18 protein-coding genes are annotated in these 16,717 nt (G+C 40.4%); 6 read left to right on the top strand and 12 right to left on the bottom strand.

Features of this window, described 5'->3' with window-relative positions; genetic code table 11:
• Window positions 1–361 precede the first annotated feature (361 nt).
• Complete coding sequence (locus BSO02S_RS26795; RefSeq protein ID WP_157081363.1) at window positions 362–499, top strand: hypothetical protein; 138 nt, start codon at window positions 362–364, stop codon at window positions 497–499.
• Window positions 500–558: 59 nt separating this feature from the next.
• Here the strand turns inward: BSO02S_RS26795 and BSO02S_RS02560 are convergent, their stop codons facing one another.
• From BSO02S_RS02560 to BSO02S_RS02535, 6 genes are all read right to left on the bottom strand, one after another.
• Entirely contained in the window at window positions 559–1,329 is a 771-nt protein-coding gene (locus tag BSO02S_RS02560) for a class I SAM-dependent methyltransferase (RefSeq protein WP_066061938.1), read from the bottom strand.
• Between the two features lie 108 nt (window positions 1,330–1,437).
• Window positions 1,438–2,190, bottom strand: a complete 753-nt coding sequence (locus tag BSO02S_RS02555) for an exodeoxyribonuclease III (RefSeq protein WP_066061935.1) — start codon at window positions 2,188–2,190, stop codon at window positions 1,438–1,440.
• A gap of 203 nt (window positions 2,191–2,393) precedes the next feature.
• A complete protein-coding gene (locus tag BSO02S_RS02550) occupies window positions 2,394–3,182 on the bottom strand; it encodes a divergent polysaccharide deacetylase family protein (RefSeq protein WP_066061932.1) in 789 nt (262 codons plus the stop codon).
• 101 nt (window positions 3,183–3,283) lie between these two features.
• Window positions 3,284–3,724, bottom strand: coding sequence for a peptidylprolyl isomerase (locus BSO02S_RS02545; RefSeq protein WP_066061930.1), 441 nt, complete (start codon window positions 3,722–3,724; stop codon window positions 3,284–3,286).
• A gap of 239 nt (window positions 3,725–3,963) precedes the next feature.
• Window positions 3,964–4,416, bottom strand: a complete 453-nt coding sequence (locus tag BSO02S_RS02540; RefSeq protein WP_096190863.1) for a CBO0543 family protein — start codon at window positions 4,414–4,416, stop codon at window positions 3,964–3,966.
• A complete protein-coding gene (locus tag BSO02S_RS02535; RefSeq protein ID WP_066061924.1) occupies window positions 4,349–5,464 on the bottom strand; it encodes a DUF2515 domain-containing protein in 1,116 nt (371 codons plus the stop codon). The genes BSO02S_RS02540 and BSO02S_RS02535 overlap by 68 nt, the downstream gene beginning before the upstream one ends.
• A gap of 89 nt (window positions 5,465–5,553) precedes the next feature.
• Between BSO02S_RS02535 and shc the strand changes: the two genes are divergently transcribed.
• Complete coding sequence (gene shc / locus BSO02S_RS02530) at window positions 5,554–7,419, top strand: squalene--hopene cyclase (RefSeq protein WP_066061921.1); 1,866 nt, start codon at window positions 5,554–5,556, stop codon at window positions 7,417–7,419.
• A gap of 36 nt (window positions 7,420–7,455) precedes the next feature.
• Here shc and BSO02S_RS02525 read toward each other — a convergent pair whose 3' ends face one another.
• A complete protein-coding gene (locus BSO02S_RS02525) occupies window positions 7,456–7,962 on the bottom strand; it encodes a mismatch-specific DNA-glycosylase (RefSeq protein ID WP_066061918.1) in 507 nt (168 codons plus the stop codon).
• A gap of 136 nt (window positions 7,963–8,098) precedes the next feature.
• Here BSO02S_RS02525 and BSO02S_RS02520 point away from each other — a divergent pair, with 136 nt between their 5' ends.
• Genes BSO02S_RS02520 through BSO02S_RS02505 form a run of 4 tightly spaced genes read left to right on the top strand, consistent with a single transcriptional unit; the run spans window position 8,099 to window position 10,459 of the window.
• Window positions 8,099–8,710, top strand: coding sequence for a copper amine oxidase N-terminal domain-containing protein (locus BSO02S_RS02520; RefSeq protein WP_066061914.1), 612 nt, complete (start codon window positions 8,099–8,101; stop codon window positions 8,708–8,710).
• Between the two features lie 18 nt (window positions 8,711–8,728).
• Window positions 8,729–8,977 (top strand): hypothetical protein, encoded by a 249-nt coding sequence (locus BSO02S_RS26790; protein ID WP_066061911.1) that lies wholly within the window; start codon window positions 8,729–8,731, stop codon window positions 8,975–8,977.
• The gene (locus BSO02S_RS02510) at window positions 8,952–9,875 is read left to right on the top strand and encodes an FAD:protein FMN transferase (RefSeq protein ID WP_066061908.1); all 924 of its coding nucleotides are present in this window, start codon (window positions 8,952–8,954) and stop codon (window positions 9,873–9,875) included. The genes BSO02S_RS26790 and BSO02S_RS02510 overlap by 26 nt, the downstream gene beginning before the upstream one ends.
• A 17-nt stretch (window positions 9,876–9,892) precedes the next feature.
• Entirely contained in the window at window positions 9,893–10,459 is a 567-nt protein-coding gene (locus BSO02S_RS02505; protein WP_066061906.1) for a ferric reductase-like transmembrane domain-containing protein, read from the top strand.
• 23 nt (window positions 10,460–10,482) lie between these two features.
• Here the strand turns inward: BSO02S_RS02505 and BSO02S_RS02500 are convergent, their stop codons facing one another.
• The 5 genes from BSO02S_RS02500 to abc-f all read right to left on the bottom strand — a co-directional run bounded on the left by BSO02S_RS02500 (window position 10,483) and on the right by abc-f (window position 16,592).
• The gene (locus BSO02S_RS02500) at window positions 10,483–11,721 is read right to left on the bottom strand and encodes a sensor histidine kinase (protein WP_066061903.1); all 1,239 of its coding nucleotides are present in this window, start codon (window positions 11,719–11,721) and stop codon (window positions 10,483–10,485) included.
• Window positions 11,714–12,391 (bottom strand): response regulator transcription factor, encoded by a 678-nt coding sequence (locus BSO02S_RS02495; protein WP_066061900.1) that lies wholly within the window; start codon window positions 12,389–12,391, stop codon window positions 11,714–11,716. Before BSO02S_RS02495 ends, BSO02S_RS02500 begins: the two co-directional genes overlap by 8 nt.
• 111 nt (window positions 12,392–12,502) lie before the next feature.
• The gene (locus BSO02S_RS02490) at window positions 12,503–13,087 is read right to left on the bottom strand and encodes a YitT family protein (protein ID WP_066061895.1); all 585 of its coding nucleotides are present in this window, start codon (window positions 13,085–13,087) and stop codon (window positions 12,503–12,505) included.
• 123 nt (window positions 13,088–13,210) lie between these two features.
• On the bottom strand, window positions 13,211–14,536 hold the full coding sequence (locus tag BSO02S_RS02485; RefSeq protein WP_084374858.1) for a Na+/H+ antiporter NhaC family protein: 1,326 nt from the start codon (window positions 14,534–14,536) through the stop codon (window positions 13,211–13,213).
• A gap of 184 nt (window positions 14,537–14,720) precedes the next feature.
• Window positions 14,721–16,592 carry a ribosomal protection-like ABC-F family protein gene (gene abc-f, locus BSO02S_RS02480; protein ID WP_066061892.1) on the bottom strand — a complete coding sequence of 624 codons (1,872 nt, stop codon included), beginning with the start codon at window positions 16,590–16,592 and terminating at the stop codon, window positions 14,721–14,723.
• Between the last annotated feature and the right edge of the window lie 125 nt (window positions 16,593–16,717).

Here is a 16,717-nt window from a genome sequence, read left to right as displayed (position 1 = left end):
GAACAAATTCAGTTCAATCTACCAATCTATCGACCAGCGACATTCATTATATTAACATAATGAATATTCTGTGTCAACCTCATTCGAAATGTCTTTCAATCAATGCTTAATTAATAGGTCTTTCGTTTCAGCGACAAGGATTATTATACTATCTTAAACCAGATTCGTCAAACATTACTTTTTCTACTTATTAACGATAATAAAAACACTCCCTTCTCTTTATCCTCTTAAAATAGCAAAGCCTCTATACTATACTTCTTTTATGTCACAAGTTTTTTTCTAGTCATAAAAAAGAGGTTTAGAAATTTTCTTGTGGGAAAAAATACTTAAGTAAATCGTTATTTAAGGAGATGGTCCTATCGTGAGTTTTTACCATGAGAAAAAAGAAGAGGACAAAGGATTAGTTAATCCGGTTGACCAAGACCAACTAGAGAATTCGAACCAAAATGAGAAATCACCTGAATTCGATGAAATGGGAACCGCACTTAACGGCATCTAATTTTCTTTAAAAAAACCCTTTGCAATAAGAGATTTTTCTCTTCTTGCAAAGGGTTTTTTTTACTTTTTCACGGCCCTCAAAACGACAGCTTCTCCTTGAAAGGAAATAATTTGATTTCCCTCAATAACAACCCTAAACTTATCTTTAACTTTTTGAGATGCATCCAAGATGTATTGAACTAATTTGTTTTTTTCACTTTGAGGTAAATTCATGCGATTGCACCAAGACACGAAACGGAAGGTTTTATCAAATCGATGCCATTCATGAATTTCAAAGCCCGCGGCTTCAAGCATACGGAGCCATTCACTCTTCTTCCAGGCCCGAAAATGACTGTAATCCCGCCATTTTTCGATTGTATTGTAAAATTGATCGAAATCATCCTCTTCTGGAACGACGTTATCATCAAGTAAAAATTGTCCATTTGGTTTCAGCACCCGATATACCTCTTCAATAAACCGGCGCACATCCGGGAAGTGGTGCGGGGCAATCCTGCATGTCGCAAGTTCAAATGCCTCATTGGTAAAAGGAAGATTTTCAGCATCCCCCTGAATAAAGTTAACATTTTGATGTCCATTCCCATGGATGAATTTTTCCGCTGCCAGTAACATTTCAGCTGTCAAATCCACGGCGGTCACATTTTTCACAAAAGGAGCAAACGCGTTCGTGGTATGTCCGCCGCCAGTAGCAATGTCGAGCAGCTTTTCCCCGCCAGTAATCGCCGCCAATTGCAGCATTTTTTGCAGGTCCTTCCCATCTTTATGAATGGCGCTACTAACATACGAATCTGCACTTTTCCCAAATTGCTGTTGTACATCTTTTTTCAAATCCATGATTCATCCCCCCCGAATTTCTTCATGAATTAACTTTAAAATAGAAACTCCATAAAGAAAATGACGAGTATTTTATAATAAGCCATAAGAAAAAGTTATCGTAACAAATTATTGAATTTCAAGGAGGATTGGGCAATGATCACTGCCCATCACATTGCAATGAATATCCGCATTGATTAACCGTTCACGTAACCGTTCAGAAACGATAAAATAATCAATCCGCCAGCCAATATTCCTTTCGCGAACCTTGGCCATATACGACCACCAGGTATAAGAACCTACCTGATTCGGATAAAAATGACGATAGCTGTCCACAAATCCTGCGGCAAGCAATGAAGTCATTTTCCCCCGTTCTTCTTCTGTAAATCCAGAGTTGCCAAGATTGGATTTGGGATTTCGCAAATCCATTTCTTGATGGGCGACATTCAAATCCCCGCAAAGGATAATTGGCTTTACTTTATCCAGTCCTTTCAAGTGGTCAAGAATTTGATCCTCCCATTCAAGGCGATAGCCAATTCTCGCTAAATCACGCTGTGAGTTTGGGGTATAGACATTGACCAAGAAAAAGTCATCAAACTCCAGGGTAAGGATTCTTCCCTCATCTTGAGAATCATCCGTTCCTAGCCCATATCTGACAGAAAGCGGTTCTTTCTTCGTGAAAACCGCAGTGCCGGAATACCCTTTCTTTATGGCATAGTTCCAATATTGGTGATAGCCATCCAACTCTAGACTAATTTGCCCTTCTTGTAATTTCGTCTCCTGCACACAGAAGATATCTGCGTCCACTTCCTGAAAATAATCCAAAAACCCTTTTTTGACACACGCCCTTAGGCCATTTACATTCCATGATATTAGTTTCATATTACAGTTTCCTCTCCATTAATGATGGCATTTATTTTTATCTAATCGATTATTTTTTTATATTATAGCTGACATTTTAACAGCTAGGGACAATTAGGAAAAGTAATTCGTTTGATGAAATTCGGTTATTTCATTGTTATCCACACATAAATTATTTTATGATTTCCTGGTATTCAACAAAAAAAGGCAACACATGGTTGCCTTTAAAAAGGAACAAAATTCTTTTTAGTCAACTTTCCTGAAAATAGCTTTGAAACAGGAACAATTTTTATATTCCGTTCCTTAAACTCCGCCATTGATTCAAAAACTCCAACAGAACATACCTTACCCGTCACGCCTACATGACCAATTGCAATTCCTTTGCCATTAAATTCTGTTACTCTTGCCAGTCGAGCCATTTGTTTTCGAACATAGGAAGAGGATGAAATGTCATCAAGAAATACATCTCTTTTTAAAAGAGGTACACCCAGTTCCTTTGCGATTTCCGGAAATTTTGTTCCTGGACTTGTGCCGCTATCAATGATAAATAGGTTTCTTTCCTTAGCGACCTCAACGATAACTCGGACAATTTCTTCATCTTCAACAGCAAGTGAACCCATATGGTTATTCAAACCAATCGCGTAAGGAACGCTTTTTATTGCTTCCTCTACCCGTTGCCTCACTTCTTTAGGGGAAAGATCAACCGTAATTGGCTTTGGTCCGAGCCATGACCTTTTTCCACGCTTTGGCTCCATCGGCAGGTGAAGCATCACTTCAAAACCGTTTTTATGGGCCCACTCGGCATGTTCTTTTGAGTTTTCTGTAAATGGCATGACAGCTGCAGTAATCGGAATATCTCCATCTAGAAAATCCCGTACGCCACCCGTTCCACCGCCAAAATCATCGATGATAATGGCTGCCATTAGTTCCTTGGTATGACTATTTTCAGCTGAAGCAGAACCATGAAACGAAAAAAATAAAAATGGGATAATTAATTTAGCAAACTTTTTCATATTGACCCCCAAAAGTGAACTTTTGAGGTTATTTTCCCCTATGAATTAATAAACATTCTAAAATAAAAAAAGAGAGCTAAAAATTAGCCCCCCTGCCTTACTTATTCCTCATCGAACACCTTAACTTCTTGCATTTTGTCACCATTTCTCATTGCTTTTGCGGCTTCTAGACCAGAAGTTACCTGACCAAAAACAGTATGCACACCGTTTAGGTGCGGCTGTGATTCATGGACGATGAAGAATTGGCTTCCGCCCGTGTTTTTTCCTGCATGGGCCATTGATAATGAGCCTGGAACATGCTTGTGTGGATTTCCTTCAGTTTCACAGTTGATTGTGTAGCCAGGCCCACCAGTTCCAGTGCCAGTCGGGCAGCCTCCCTGACTAACAAAACCTGGGATTACACGATGAAAGGTTAATCCATCGTAGTAGCCCTTTTTAGCTAATGTTTCAAAATTTTCTACGGTTCCTGGTGCTTCGTTCGGGAACAAATCAAACTCAATCTTGTTGCCATTTTCCATTAATATGTATCCTTTTTTAGCCATTTCAAAACACTCCTTTATGTAAAAATCATTATTATCATACACTTTTTCAAAAGGAAAAGAAAGTTTGGGAACCTAAATTACAAGTTTCCATTATATTTCCACTACTGTTGTGGTATAATAAAGCTACCCCTTCCGAACATTCGCTTGTTGCGGGACACTTAACCACTGTACGGACGGAAGGGGCTGATGTCACAACGATGGCATCAAGGAAGCCGAGACGCTTGTCTCGGCTTTTTGTGTTAAATTGTCCTTTTTTCCAGCCACTTATTAAACAGATAAATAATCGTCAGGAATAATAAATAACCAAAAAAGGTATAAAAATGTTGCCACCCATCGGAATGGGCAAACCAGCCAAGTTGTTCAGCAAATTTTTCAAAAATAGGCATTAATAAACTAACAAACAGGATGACACCCATTTCCCCCCATATATTCACCCTCGAAATAAAGCTCAGAAAAATCATCACAAGGATGGGTAGCCCCAGTAATGTGAACGTGATATTAATCGAGAAAAGCTCGGGCAGCGGCCTCATTGGAAACTGGTAGAGCTGTTTCCCGACAAAATAAAGGTCTAAATACGTCCCAAGCAAGGAGGCGAGCAGGATACTTGCAAGATAATTTTTATTCCTAAAAGGTAATCGCTTTTTTGGCAAGGGCTGCAAGCTCGAGCCGTTCAAGTGTTTTACAGTATTCATTTTTAATCTCCCCGTCAATGTTTTCATCATCATCCGTTAAATACTCAACCACCCGCCAGTCTTCAAACCAGTCCCCTTTTTCGGCTTCTTTCTGGCTGACATTTTTCCAGGCATTTTCTAAGGTAGGACTATAAATTTTCCTTGCCCCTTCCCTAAGCTGGCAGGATTTTAAACGAAGCTGATACGCAAAGCCCGGTATTCCTTCATTTACATTATTAAATAGATGCGGCCAATAATCTTTTCTTGATCCAGTATGCGGATGGCTTTTCGCCCACTTAACCGACTCATTAAAAACCTCCTTATTTTTAAAAAGAACGGTATATAACCTTTTCCCGAGTAAAATTCGTTCCTTCAGCGATTCAAACTGGTGGAGTGTCTGCCCTACCAGATTTCTTGATCCAAAGGGAAAGAGAATATGGTTAAAAGATAGCCAGTCTTGAAGGATAAATTCAAATTTGTACAGTACTTCTTTTTGATAAAGCGGATTTTGAATCACTCTCTTTTCCAGATACCATTGCTCATTGATAACCATGGCAATGGTAAGAATATAGATATCTTGATTTCTCCAAAAATGGTTCCAAATTGTTTCCATGAAGGTTGAGATGTTTAAATCAGAAAATAAGTGAAATAACGGCTTCTGTTGTTTCAGGCTTTCTTCATAAATTAAAAATTGTGGGTAAACGTCTTGAAAAATCAACCAGTTCCCACGCTCTAAAAAGGAAAAAAATAAATTCCTTTCTTTTTTCGGTACCAACCGGGTTAGAAATTCACCCTTTAGATCGGTCATGTTCCAGCCGCCATTACGGGAGACCATATGGCCTAGAAACGCCCACTGAACTTCAGGATGACGCAGGTAAAATTCAAGATAGGCCTTTGTTCTTGTTACATTATTAAGATTATGTTCCCGCGTTTTGCTGGTAATTTGTCCTACTAGCATTCTTTCAATCTTTGAAGGTTTGGGGACCACTGTTGGAAATTTACTTTTCTTCTTTAATTCTTCCGTTATACTTTCGAGCGGCGTTTTCTCTCGGTTTCTCGTAAAAAACATGGCTCAGGACCTCCCGTACGAATTCTACTGCCTCTATGGGAATATGTATAAAAGAGAATATTTTTAGTGGAGAGGAATGAACCGTTACTATGATTGATTCAAATGCAGGCATTGATTGGATTGTTGATAAGCTTCGAAAAGACCAATCTCCCGATGGATCATGGGCTTACCCATTTGACACTGGCATTTCAACAGATGCCTATATGATTATTTTATTACGGACATTGGAATTAAATGATGAGGAATTAATCCAGGGGCTTGTAAAAAGGATTTTAAGTAGACAAGAGAAAAATGGAGCCTGGAAACTTTTTTATGATGAAGGAGACGGGAACCTGTCTGCTACTGTTGAAGCCTATTATGCGCTGCTTTATTCGGGTTACCTTCAGAAAGAAGATAAACGGCTCAGGACAGCCAAAAAGTTTATTTTAGCCAATGGCGGCTTAGAGGAAATTAGTATGTTTACGAAGGTCATGCTCTCTTTAACAGGGCAACATAAGTGGCCGCCATTTTCTCCGCTGCCCGTCGAATTGATGCTCTTACCTCATACCTTCCCGATTAACTTTTATTCGTTTTCTGTTTTCGGCAGGGCCAACCTTGCCCCGATGATGATTTTGGCAGATAAGAAATTTACGATTAAGACTCAGAAAAGTCCTGATCTATCTCATTTACATTTACATCGGGATGAAGATAACCACTGGATCCGCTCTAATGAATATCGTTCCTTGCATGCTTTTATTGAGGATGGTGTTAAAAATTTACTTGGTTTACCCGATCAGCTCCATCAATTGGCCATCGAACGCGCCAAAAAGTATATGCTTGGCCGGATTGAGCCGGACGGTACCTTTTGTAGTTATTACAGCTGTACCTTTTTAATGATATTTGCCCTTTTATCGCTTGGTTATAAAAAAACGGATCCCCTCATTACAAATGCTGTAGCCGGAATTAAATCGATGAAGTCCGAGATAAATGGCTTGCCCCATATGCAATATACAACCGCCAACCTGTGGAACACCTCATTGATTGGCTTTAGTTTGCAATCGGCAGGGCTTCATGCTGAAGACTCTACGGTCAGTAAGGCCAATCAATACCTGCTGGAGCGGCAGCACCATAAATTCGGAGATTGGGTGATTCATAATCCGAAAACGATGCCGGGCGGCTGGGGTTTTTCCGATGTGAATACAATTTTGCCTGATGTAGATGATACGACCGCTGTCTTACGTTCCATTTCGAGAATGGTCCCGGCCGAGCTGCAGGCTTGGGAACGTGCCTTGACCTGGCTAATGTCCATGCAAAATGATGATGGCGGCTGGGCGGCTTTTGAAAAAAACGTCAATTCAAAACTATTGCAGTTCCTCCCTATCGAAAAAGGAGAATTTTTTCTTGCCGACCCTTCTTGCGCCGATCTGACCGGAAGAACGCTTGAATTTTTCGGTAATTATACCAATTTATCAAGGGACCATTCTGCCATCAAAAAAGCGGTTAATTGGCTGTTGAAACATCAAGAAAAGGATGGCTCTTGGTACGGCAGATGGGGGATTTGTTATCTTTACGGAACGTGGGCAGCCATTCCAGGCTTATTGGCAGTTGGAGTTCCATCAAGCCATCCGTCGATTCAAAAAGCAGTTAACTGGCTGCGCGCCATTCAAAACAAGGATGGCGGCTGGGGCGAATCTTGCCACAGTGATAGTAAGAAAACGTATGTCCCATTGCAGTCAAGTACATTGACACATACGGCTTGGGCACTTGATGCCTTGATTACCGCAACTGAAAAACCTACGCCTGAGATTCGGAAAGGGATTACCTTTTTATTAGGTTCACTTGAAAAAGACGATTGGACCACCGACTACCCAAAAGGACAAGGAATGGCAGGCGCTTTCTATATCCAATATCACAGTTACCGTTATATCTTTCCGTTATTGGCATTGTCCCATTATCAGAAAAAATTTGAGTCTTAAAAACATCGACGGTTCTAACCTACCCGTCGATGTTTTTTATTCGGATACTAATAATGCAAGCCCTTTATAAATTCCCACAATTTCCTCCAGTTTCATTCTAACCAGCCCGCTTGAAGATGGCGCAACAAAATCAACAACCCCTGGTACCACTGCTTCGGTTTGCCTGCCCCAAGGACTGGTCTTAATGCCACTATATTGCTGATAAACGCCTTTCCCCACAAAACAGACTACTTGCGGTTTCAACTGTTTAATTTTCTTTTTTAAAATTTCTTTTCCTTCCTTATACTCCTCCTTCGTAATTTCATCTGCTGCCTTTGTTGGTCGTTGAACGATATTAGTAAAACCATACCCTAATTCTAAAAGTTTACCATCTTCTGAAGCGTCATATTTCCGCGGCGTTAACCCTGCTTCGAATAAAATTTTCCAAAAACGGTTATTAGGATTGGCATAATGATGCCCAAGCTCACTAGAGCGAATGCTTGGATTAAAGCCGACAAATAAAACCCTTAAATTTTCCTTTACATGATCATTGATTGGTTTCATAATTTTTCTCCTGTTTCTGCATGGCCTTCATACTCCTCCAGATAAATGATATTTTTTTATTTTACCATACCGTTTTCAGTTTTTTTTCAGAGTGTTGGACTAAACTGCTGTTAAAAGAGTCAAGGAGGCAATAAATGTGAACAAGAAGTGGAAAAAATTAATGGCGTTGTTTGCCATCAGCTTAACGGTATTTCCACTTGGAACAAGTGTCATCGCCGATGATGGTCACGACCATGACGATGATGATGACGAAAAACATGAGTATTATCAAAAGTCCAGCGATGACGATGTTTGGGACTTACCACAAAATCAACTCACCTACCCAAAACCACCGGAATATTGGAATATTTGGTCAAGGGAAACACGGAATAACCCAGATAACCCTTTGCCAATTGCCGAACCGGAGGAACTGACTGTTATCCTGGATAAGAATGAATCAAGCGTTTATTTTATTCCGCAAGAGGGGCAATTACTTGTTTCCGTAGAGGTGATTGCCGAAGTCTTAGGGGCTCAAGTCCAGGTCTTTCCACTAAGCAAAATAGCCGTTTTAACTAAAGATAATCTGGAATTAATTATTAAAGCTGGATCAAATGCCGTCTTTGAAAACAGGGTAAAAACCCCAATGCCGATTCAAGCGGCATCCTATGAAAAATCGGTTTATCTTCCTGTTTCAGTCGCAGCAAATACACTTGGATACCGCGTTTTATGGGACAGCAATAAAAAAGCAATAGTATTTCAATCAATCTAAAAAGGGGCGTGAATTTCGATGGCAAAATCCAATAAATCGAAGTGGATGATTGGCCTAACGGGCACGGCGCTGACTGCTTTTGTGATTGGCCAAATTGGTACAAATCAACCCAATCAGGGTAGTCAAAACTTCGAGACAGTAATCACCAAGTCAATGAGCAAGCAGGAAAAAAAGTTCGTTCAGCTTGATTGGTCTAATTATCTGATTAATGGGGTTGTCGACTCGGAAGGTGTTGGACAAAGTGATAGGAAAACTCGAAGGTCTTAATATGTTAGACACCTTATCCTTTGACGCAATGAATACTACCTTTTATTTCTCTGTTACTAGTTGTAAAATCACAAATTGGAAAGAAGTCATGCAGGGCTGGGTCCGGTATGTAGAAACCGAATGGTCACGGTTTCGAGCTAACAATGAACTGGGACAATTAAACCAATTGGAAGTAGGAGAAAAGGTTAACATCTCCCCTCCACTTTTTGATGTTCTCCAAAGAGCTGAGGATTATAGACGGAAAACACATAACTTATTTTCACCGTATTTATTACCACAAATGCAGTTTCATGGCTACAAAGACACCTTTCCGTTCGAGCAAAGTCAATTCATTGAAAGGGCTGCACCGCCTATGTACAACAAAGAAACCTCCCCTTTCCTCTTTGCGCAGAACACGAGTACCGTAACACGGGCAGCTGAAGGACAAATTGATCTCGGAGGGATTGGGAAAGGGTACACAGTCCAAGCAGCTGCTCGATGGTTAAAGGATATTGGAGAGGTAGCAGCTGGAATGGTCGATGGCGGCGGTGACATAACAGTATGGTCGAATGGATGCAAAGAATGGAAGATTGGCGTCGCCCATCCCTTTCAAAATAAGATAGATATTGCTAAGCTCCATTTGAAAAATGGAAGTATTGCCACCTCCAATATCATCTACCGTAGCTGGATGCATGGTGATGAAAAAAAACATCATATTATAAATGGAAGAACCGGCTTACCCGCCAATAACAACATGATTCAGGCCACCGTCATTTCAGATAATTGCCTCGATGCCGAGGTGGGTGCAAAGCTTTGTCTGATAGAGACAGAGATGAATTTTCAAAACCAATTACAAAACCTAAGTCCAACTTGTTCCTTTCTTCTGGTTAATGATCAGGGAAAGGTCTTGGTTGGCTGAATGGAGGAAAATAATCGATGAGCGACTATTTTTCTGTTTGGACCTTGATCCGTGCTTCCGGTTTTTTAGCGTTTTACTTTATGACCCTATCCCTTTTTCTAGGGTTATTTAGTTCATTTTCAATCATGAAAAAAAGGAAAGGCCGTCTTCTCCAGTCGTTACACCAGAAAAGTGGCTGGTATGGATTGCTGACGATTATCTTTCATATCATCTTAATTGGCCGGGATCAGTACGCCCCCTATTCATCAGGCGAGCTTTTCCTCCCTTTTTTTGCAAAAAATGAACCCGTCTATTCAGCGCTTGGCACCCTTTCGTTTTACTTATTTTTCCTGGTGATTGGTTCCTCCGACTTTTTTATCAGGAGATTGGGACGGACGGCCTGGAAAAAGATACACTTTGTGGTTATCCCTGCCTGGGTGTTCATGCTCATTCATGGGCTTGGGAATGGATCGGATTCATCTGAACCGTGGGCATTATTTATTTACCTTTTCGCCACCGCCTTTATGATCGTTCTCCTGTTTATTAGAATCATCGAATCCCTTATGAAGCGTCAATCATCAGGACAACGCAATCTAAAAAGTTAAAAACGACAGCTGCTGCTGCCGTTTTATTTTTTCTTTTCAAAAATTACGGTGAAAACACTCCCCTTCCCCTCGTTACTTCTGGCGAAAATCTTTCCGTTATGTGCCGTAACAATGGTTTTCGCGATGGACAATCCTAGACCCGAACCACCCTTTTCTCGAGACAAGTCCGCCCGGTAAAAGCGATCGAAAATAAATGGAAGGTCATTCGGAGCGATGCCGCAGCCAGTATCCGCAACGGTTATCATTTTTTTACCTTCTTCTGTTTTTAACGATAGAGTGACTTTTCCTTCCTTCGTGTAATGAAAGGCATTATCTAATAATATATAAAGTAACTGCTGGATTCTTACTTCATCACAGGTAAGGCTAATCCCGGTTTGGATATTTTGCTCAAATTGAACGGAAGTCGTTATTTTTCTAGAGAACCTTATATAAATGGACGTAAGGAGGTCAGATAAATTCACCTCTTTCCAATCCAACGTTAATTGGTTTTTGTCACTTCTAGCCAAAAATAAGAGATTATTAATGAGACTGCTCATGAGACCCGCTTCTGTTTTTACATCATGAAGGACCTCTTGCCCGTATGGACTTAGATTTTCTCTTTCCTCCCTCGTCAATAAATCTATAGAACTATAAAAAATGCTCAGCGGTGTCCTTAGTTCATGCGAAGCATCGGAAACAAATTTCTCTTGTTTATGGAAAGCACTTTTAATTGGTTTCATTGCTTGCCCGGCGAAATAATAACCTAGGAAGGCAAATAAAAGGCTAAAAAGTAGCGTTAAGGCAAAGAGAGCCCAAGTAATATTTTGAATGAGGTGCTTTTCACTTGTTATATTCTTACCAAGAATGACAAACCCGTGCAAATTCCCATTACCCTCAAGGGGTTTTTTAACTATAAGGAGATGATATTGTTCCCATTCAGCCCTCTTTATAAATTCATCTTCATTGGCATTGGCGTCTTTTTCAACCCATCCTGAGAGAGATTGAATCGTTTCCTCCCCATAAACCAATTCACCCTTTTGATTGTACACATAATAAAAAATTGTTCGATTTGGATCAAATTCTAGACGATGATGGTCATTTTCATAAAGGTCCTCAATAAAATCTGCTTTTTCCTTATCAAAATAAACTTGGATATCCTCCAATTCTTTTACACTTATTTCATGTGAAATCAATAAATAAAGCACACCAATGAAGGAAATAAGCAAACAAACTAATGATAATGTAAAAATAACCGTTAACTTTGCTTTCACTTGGTTAAACATCAGTATGTCTCACTTTATACCCAATGCCACGGACATTTTGAATAAATGAAGGCGTACCAGGGAGATCAATCTTTTTTCGGACAAGTTTCACTAAGGCGTCCAAGGCATTTTCCGATACTTCAGTATCAAATCCCCAAAGTTTTTCAAACAACATCTCTCTTGTGATCACTTGATTGTGGTTGCGCATTAATATTTCAAGGAACTGGTATTCCTTTTTTGTTAGATCAATGAGGGAATCTTTTCCAATCAGTTCATGGGTGTTTAAGTGGAGGGTAAAGTTTCCAATCGTGATGACTTCTTCTAGGGGCTTTTCTTTTCTACGGCTAACCGCCCGAATACGCGCTAATAACTCTTTAAATTCAAAGGGTTTGACAATATAATCATCCGCGCCTGAGTCCAGACCGGAAATAATGTCTTCATTGGCATCTTTAGCGGTTACAAATAAAATTCCGCTTTGAACCCCTTTGTCACGAAGTCTTTTACAAACCGAAAGTCCGTTTTCTCTTGGTAGCATCCAGTCCAAGATAATGACATCATAGGTATAGATGCGGGCATTGTCGTATGCATCTCGTCCATTTTTAACCCAGTCCACACGATGAAATTCCTTTTGCAGTAAGTGAGTCACCAGCTTCCCGAGCCGAACATCGTCCTCAGCCAGTAATATATTCACCTTCGCCACTCCATTTCAAAAAAATACCTTTTATATTATCATAGCAAGCTTTTCTAAAAAAGGAGTGAAAATTGTGTGAACATATCATCTATTGGAAAATATGAAAGTAATCTATTCGATATAAATTTTTACACTGCGAAAAGAAGTAATGATTGTTGCAAGCAGCCCAACAATCGAAACAATTAGTAACGAATATAACAGCCTTGCATCCTGAAGGAGCATGAGCCCGGTTAAAATGATGACCGCATCAATAGCCACCATGATCACACCAACATTCACTTTTGACCATTTCGAGATTAAGAGAGCAAGTAAGTCCATTCCGCCGGGGCTGATATGATTTTTTAGCATGATGCCAACCCCAATTCCAATAATGACAGCACCCAGAATCACGCTGCTCATAATCGGTAAATGAAACGATCCATTTAATGGCATTAACAACTCAATCATCACTCCAGAAATGATCGCTCCAATCAACCCATTGAAAAAATAGATGGGATCTGATTTATAGGCAAACATATAAACTGGAATATTTAAGATAATAAACGTAAGCCCGGCTTTAAAACCCCATATATATTTAACCAAAAGGCTAATCCCAAAAATCCCGCCATTAATTAAATGAAAAGGTAGAATAAAACCGTTAATACCAATTCCAATCATCGTGCTCCCGAACCCGATAATTGCCACTTTTTTCAACATAAAATCATCCCTTGTCCAAAGTTCTTTATTACTACATATATGATGGAATAATAGACTTCATTCAAAGGGATTAGATAAGGTTGGATAGGTACCAAAAAAACGGAGTCATCTAAGACTCCGTTTTTAAGCGGCTGCGGTGCGCTTTCCCCTTGATTTCCGGAATTGGTTTAGCAGGGAAACGAAAACGGTTAAAAACGGGAGTATCCATAAAAATAGCGCATAGGGCAGGTACTCCAGTAAGGGAATACCGACAATGGTACTGCACATGATTGCAAGCACACTCCACGGGACTAACCCAGGAAATAGCATCGTCGTATCGCCCATCACTCTAGCTAACTCTTCTTTTCCATATTTACTAGACCAACGCGGAAGGAAGGATCTGCCCGTTAAAATGATTGGCAAGGTTTGATTGGCCGCAATCAAGCTGATAATTAACGTGGCAACTAGGGTTTTCAGGGTATCACCTGTTAGGGAACGGGATGATTGCAGCCACTTATCTAAATAGGGCTGAATGACATTCATCTCCTCGAGCAACCCATTATAGGCACCCGCCAACGCTAGAAACAGCAGCAATTGATACATATGGATGAATCCACCGCCAAGACCGTCAATGCCATGCCAAAACGCCCCAGCTATTTTTGAAAAAGAGGTCCCTTCGGACAAGGCAATTACTGCAGCTGAGAGAGTACTAGAAAGAAAGGCATAAATAATACTAAGCCGACAAACAACAATTATGATTAGCACAATAGGCGGAAAAAATTTTATCCATGAAAGTTCACTCCATGCAAAATGCGTAGGGGTTATGGCGGTCTTGTAAGAGATAAGAACATCAATTATCCCATAAAAACAAAAACAAATCGTGACAGCGGCTATCGTAGTCAAAAACATCGCTTTCCACTGCCTTTTCACTGGTACTTCAACGGTGTGGGACAATAGTTGATGGGCACTGGAGAACGGCGAGGTTCTATCCCCAACAAACGCCCCGGAGACCAACGCTCCAGCCACCACTTCCACAGGGAGATGAAGCAAAAGCGAAGTTCCTAATATCGGTACACCAATCGCACTCAATGTGCCAACTGTGGTACCCAGGAGCATCGAAAAAATCATCGCAACGAGGAAGGATAGAACAAAGAAATGGCGGGGGCTAATAAAATATAGGGCTACCTTCACCATTTGATCAATCGTCCCCGCCAAATACCAGGAGGGAAGCAAAAAACTGACAAGCAACAAAATAATGATGACAATTCTTGTTTTATGTATCCCGATAAAACTAATCTGTAATGACTTTATTAAAGAAATATTCTTCGTCAATGAAAGCAAAAATAGAACAAGATAACCGGGAAAAAAGCCAATGACCAGTGGATGATGAAAAACAACTGACCAGATCACACCTGATATTGTCATGATCAGCAGGAAAAGAACTTGATTGAACGAAGATTTTAAATTCATAAATAAACCACCTTAAGTGAAGAAACCATTCCTAATTATAAGGAAAACTACATATTTCGAAAAGCCTTCGATAACCTCAATTCAAAAAAATTGAGCCGAAAATTCTGCCTGCCCACAAAAGGTAATATAGAAATAAAACACACACTCCCCAAGGATGAATTCCTTGGGGAGAAATATGCAGGATTCAAACCACCTCATCCAGTTGAGAGTATAGCTGGTCCCTTTCGTTTTCCCTCAGCTCTATTTCATGATAAATTCTTTGGAGCAATTCCAGTTCACTTTCCGTTTCAAGCCTTTGTTTAAGATTGCTAATATCTAATTCCAGCTGTTCGATTTTCTGTTCAATATCATCCGCTTTTCTTAGTTTGTTTTCCTTAGTCACTTTGGGCGGAGTTATTTTGTTGAGGGCGGGCTTTTCAGCTTGTTTTATCTCAAAAACATTCAACTTCCCCTTCGCCCAATCATAGTTTCCATCGAAATAGTGAACAGTCCCGCCTTGGAGCCAATAAATTTTCTGAAACAATTTATTAAGAAAATAACGGTCATGACTAACAGCTAAAATCGTGCCATTAAACTGTTCAAGTGCTTCCTCCAACACTTCACAGGAATCAATATCAAGGTGATTGGTTGGTTCATCCAGGATAAGGAGATTGATATCTTGGTACATCAGCTGAGCCAGTCGAAGCCGCATCCGCTCTCCGCCGCTAAGCTGGTTTACCTTGCGAAATACCGCTGGTCCGTAAAATAAGAATCGTGCCAGTATATGCCTAGCCTCCCCCTCATTTACAATCACCTCCGACCGGAAAACGTCGATTAGTTGCTCATCGCCAATGTCGCCAAATACATGCTGGGATAAATAGCCAACTTTCACATTACTGCCAACCTTAACGGTCCCCTGATCAGCTACCATCTCGTTAAGAATCATTTTTAAAAGAGTCGATTTGCCCGTGCCATTTTCACCAACAATTGCCGTCCGATCCCTATACTGGACGAGCATATTAACTTGGTCAAAAAGAGTCCGACTTCCAAAACGCTTTGTTACGTCCTTTAAGACGATAACATCTTTACCGCTTCGGTCATTCGCTTCAAAATCAATCGCCATTTTTTTGACATCTATTTTTGGACGATCCACTTTTTCAATCCGGTCCAGCGCCCGCTGCATATTGGTTGCCCGTTTATGGAGGGCGGCACTTGGCGGTGTCGCCCGGTTTGCCCAATCGCGCAGCCGTTTAATGGCTTCCTTCATCTTCTTAATTTTCCGCTGCTGCTCTTGATACTCCTGAAATTCTCTTAATAGACGTTCCTCTTTTTCTTTTATATAGCCGCTAAAATTCGTATGGTACAAATCTATTTCTCCATCTTCCAGCTCCAATACTTTTGTGACGACCTCGTCTAAAAAGTAACGGTCATGGGAAATGAGAATAATTGTCCCCTTATACTCTGTTAAGAAGGACCCCAGCCATTCGATTGCCTTCAGGTCTAAATGGTTGGTCGGTTCATCCAGCAAAAGAAGCTCTGGATTTCGTAATAAGCTGAGCCCAAGACCGACTTTAGTTTTCTCCCCGCCGCTTAATGTAGAAAATCCTTTTTCAAGCAGGTCAGTGATATTCAGCCCATTTGCAATCCGGTCCAACTGCGCCTCCATTTCATAGCCGCCATTTAAGATAAAATCATCCTGAAGCTTTCCATACTGATCCATTAATCGATTTAGGTTTTTATGAGCGATTTCCAGCCCCATTTCAACCTCTAATTGCTGAAGCTTTGTTTCGGTCGCTGTTAACTGTTCAAACGCTGTTTTTAATACTTCCTTAACGGTTAGCTCTTTAAAATCTGGAATCTGTGCGAGATAGCCAATTTTCAGTCCCTTTTTCCAATGAATAACTCCTTCATCCAACGTTTCCTGGTTTGCCAGTAACTTTAGTAACGTTGTTTTACCGCCGCCATTGCGCCCGACCAAGCCGATGCGGCTTCCTTCCTGTACTTCAAAGGACAGGTCTTTAAAAATAATATTTCCGCCAAAGGATTTGGCGATATGATTTATGCTGCAAATAATCATGTTCATTCTCCTTTTATTAAAAAATTCGATGAACACCCTCATTACTGATAAAAATGCCCTGGCATCTGTTATGACCTGCGGCAATTAAAAATAGGCATGAAAAAAGAGTGCGCGCGACGCACTCT

The organism is Neobacillus soli NBRC 102451, assembly GCF_001591665.1.
Classification (GTDB): Bacteria; Bacillota; Bacilli; order Bacillales; family Cytobacillaceae; genus Neobacillus; species Neobacillus soli.
Note: the sequence above shows the minus strand (reverse complement) of the source record. Positions and strands in the feature narration are given on the sequence as shown.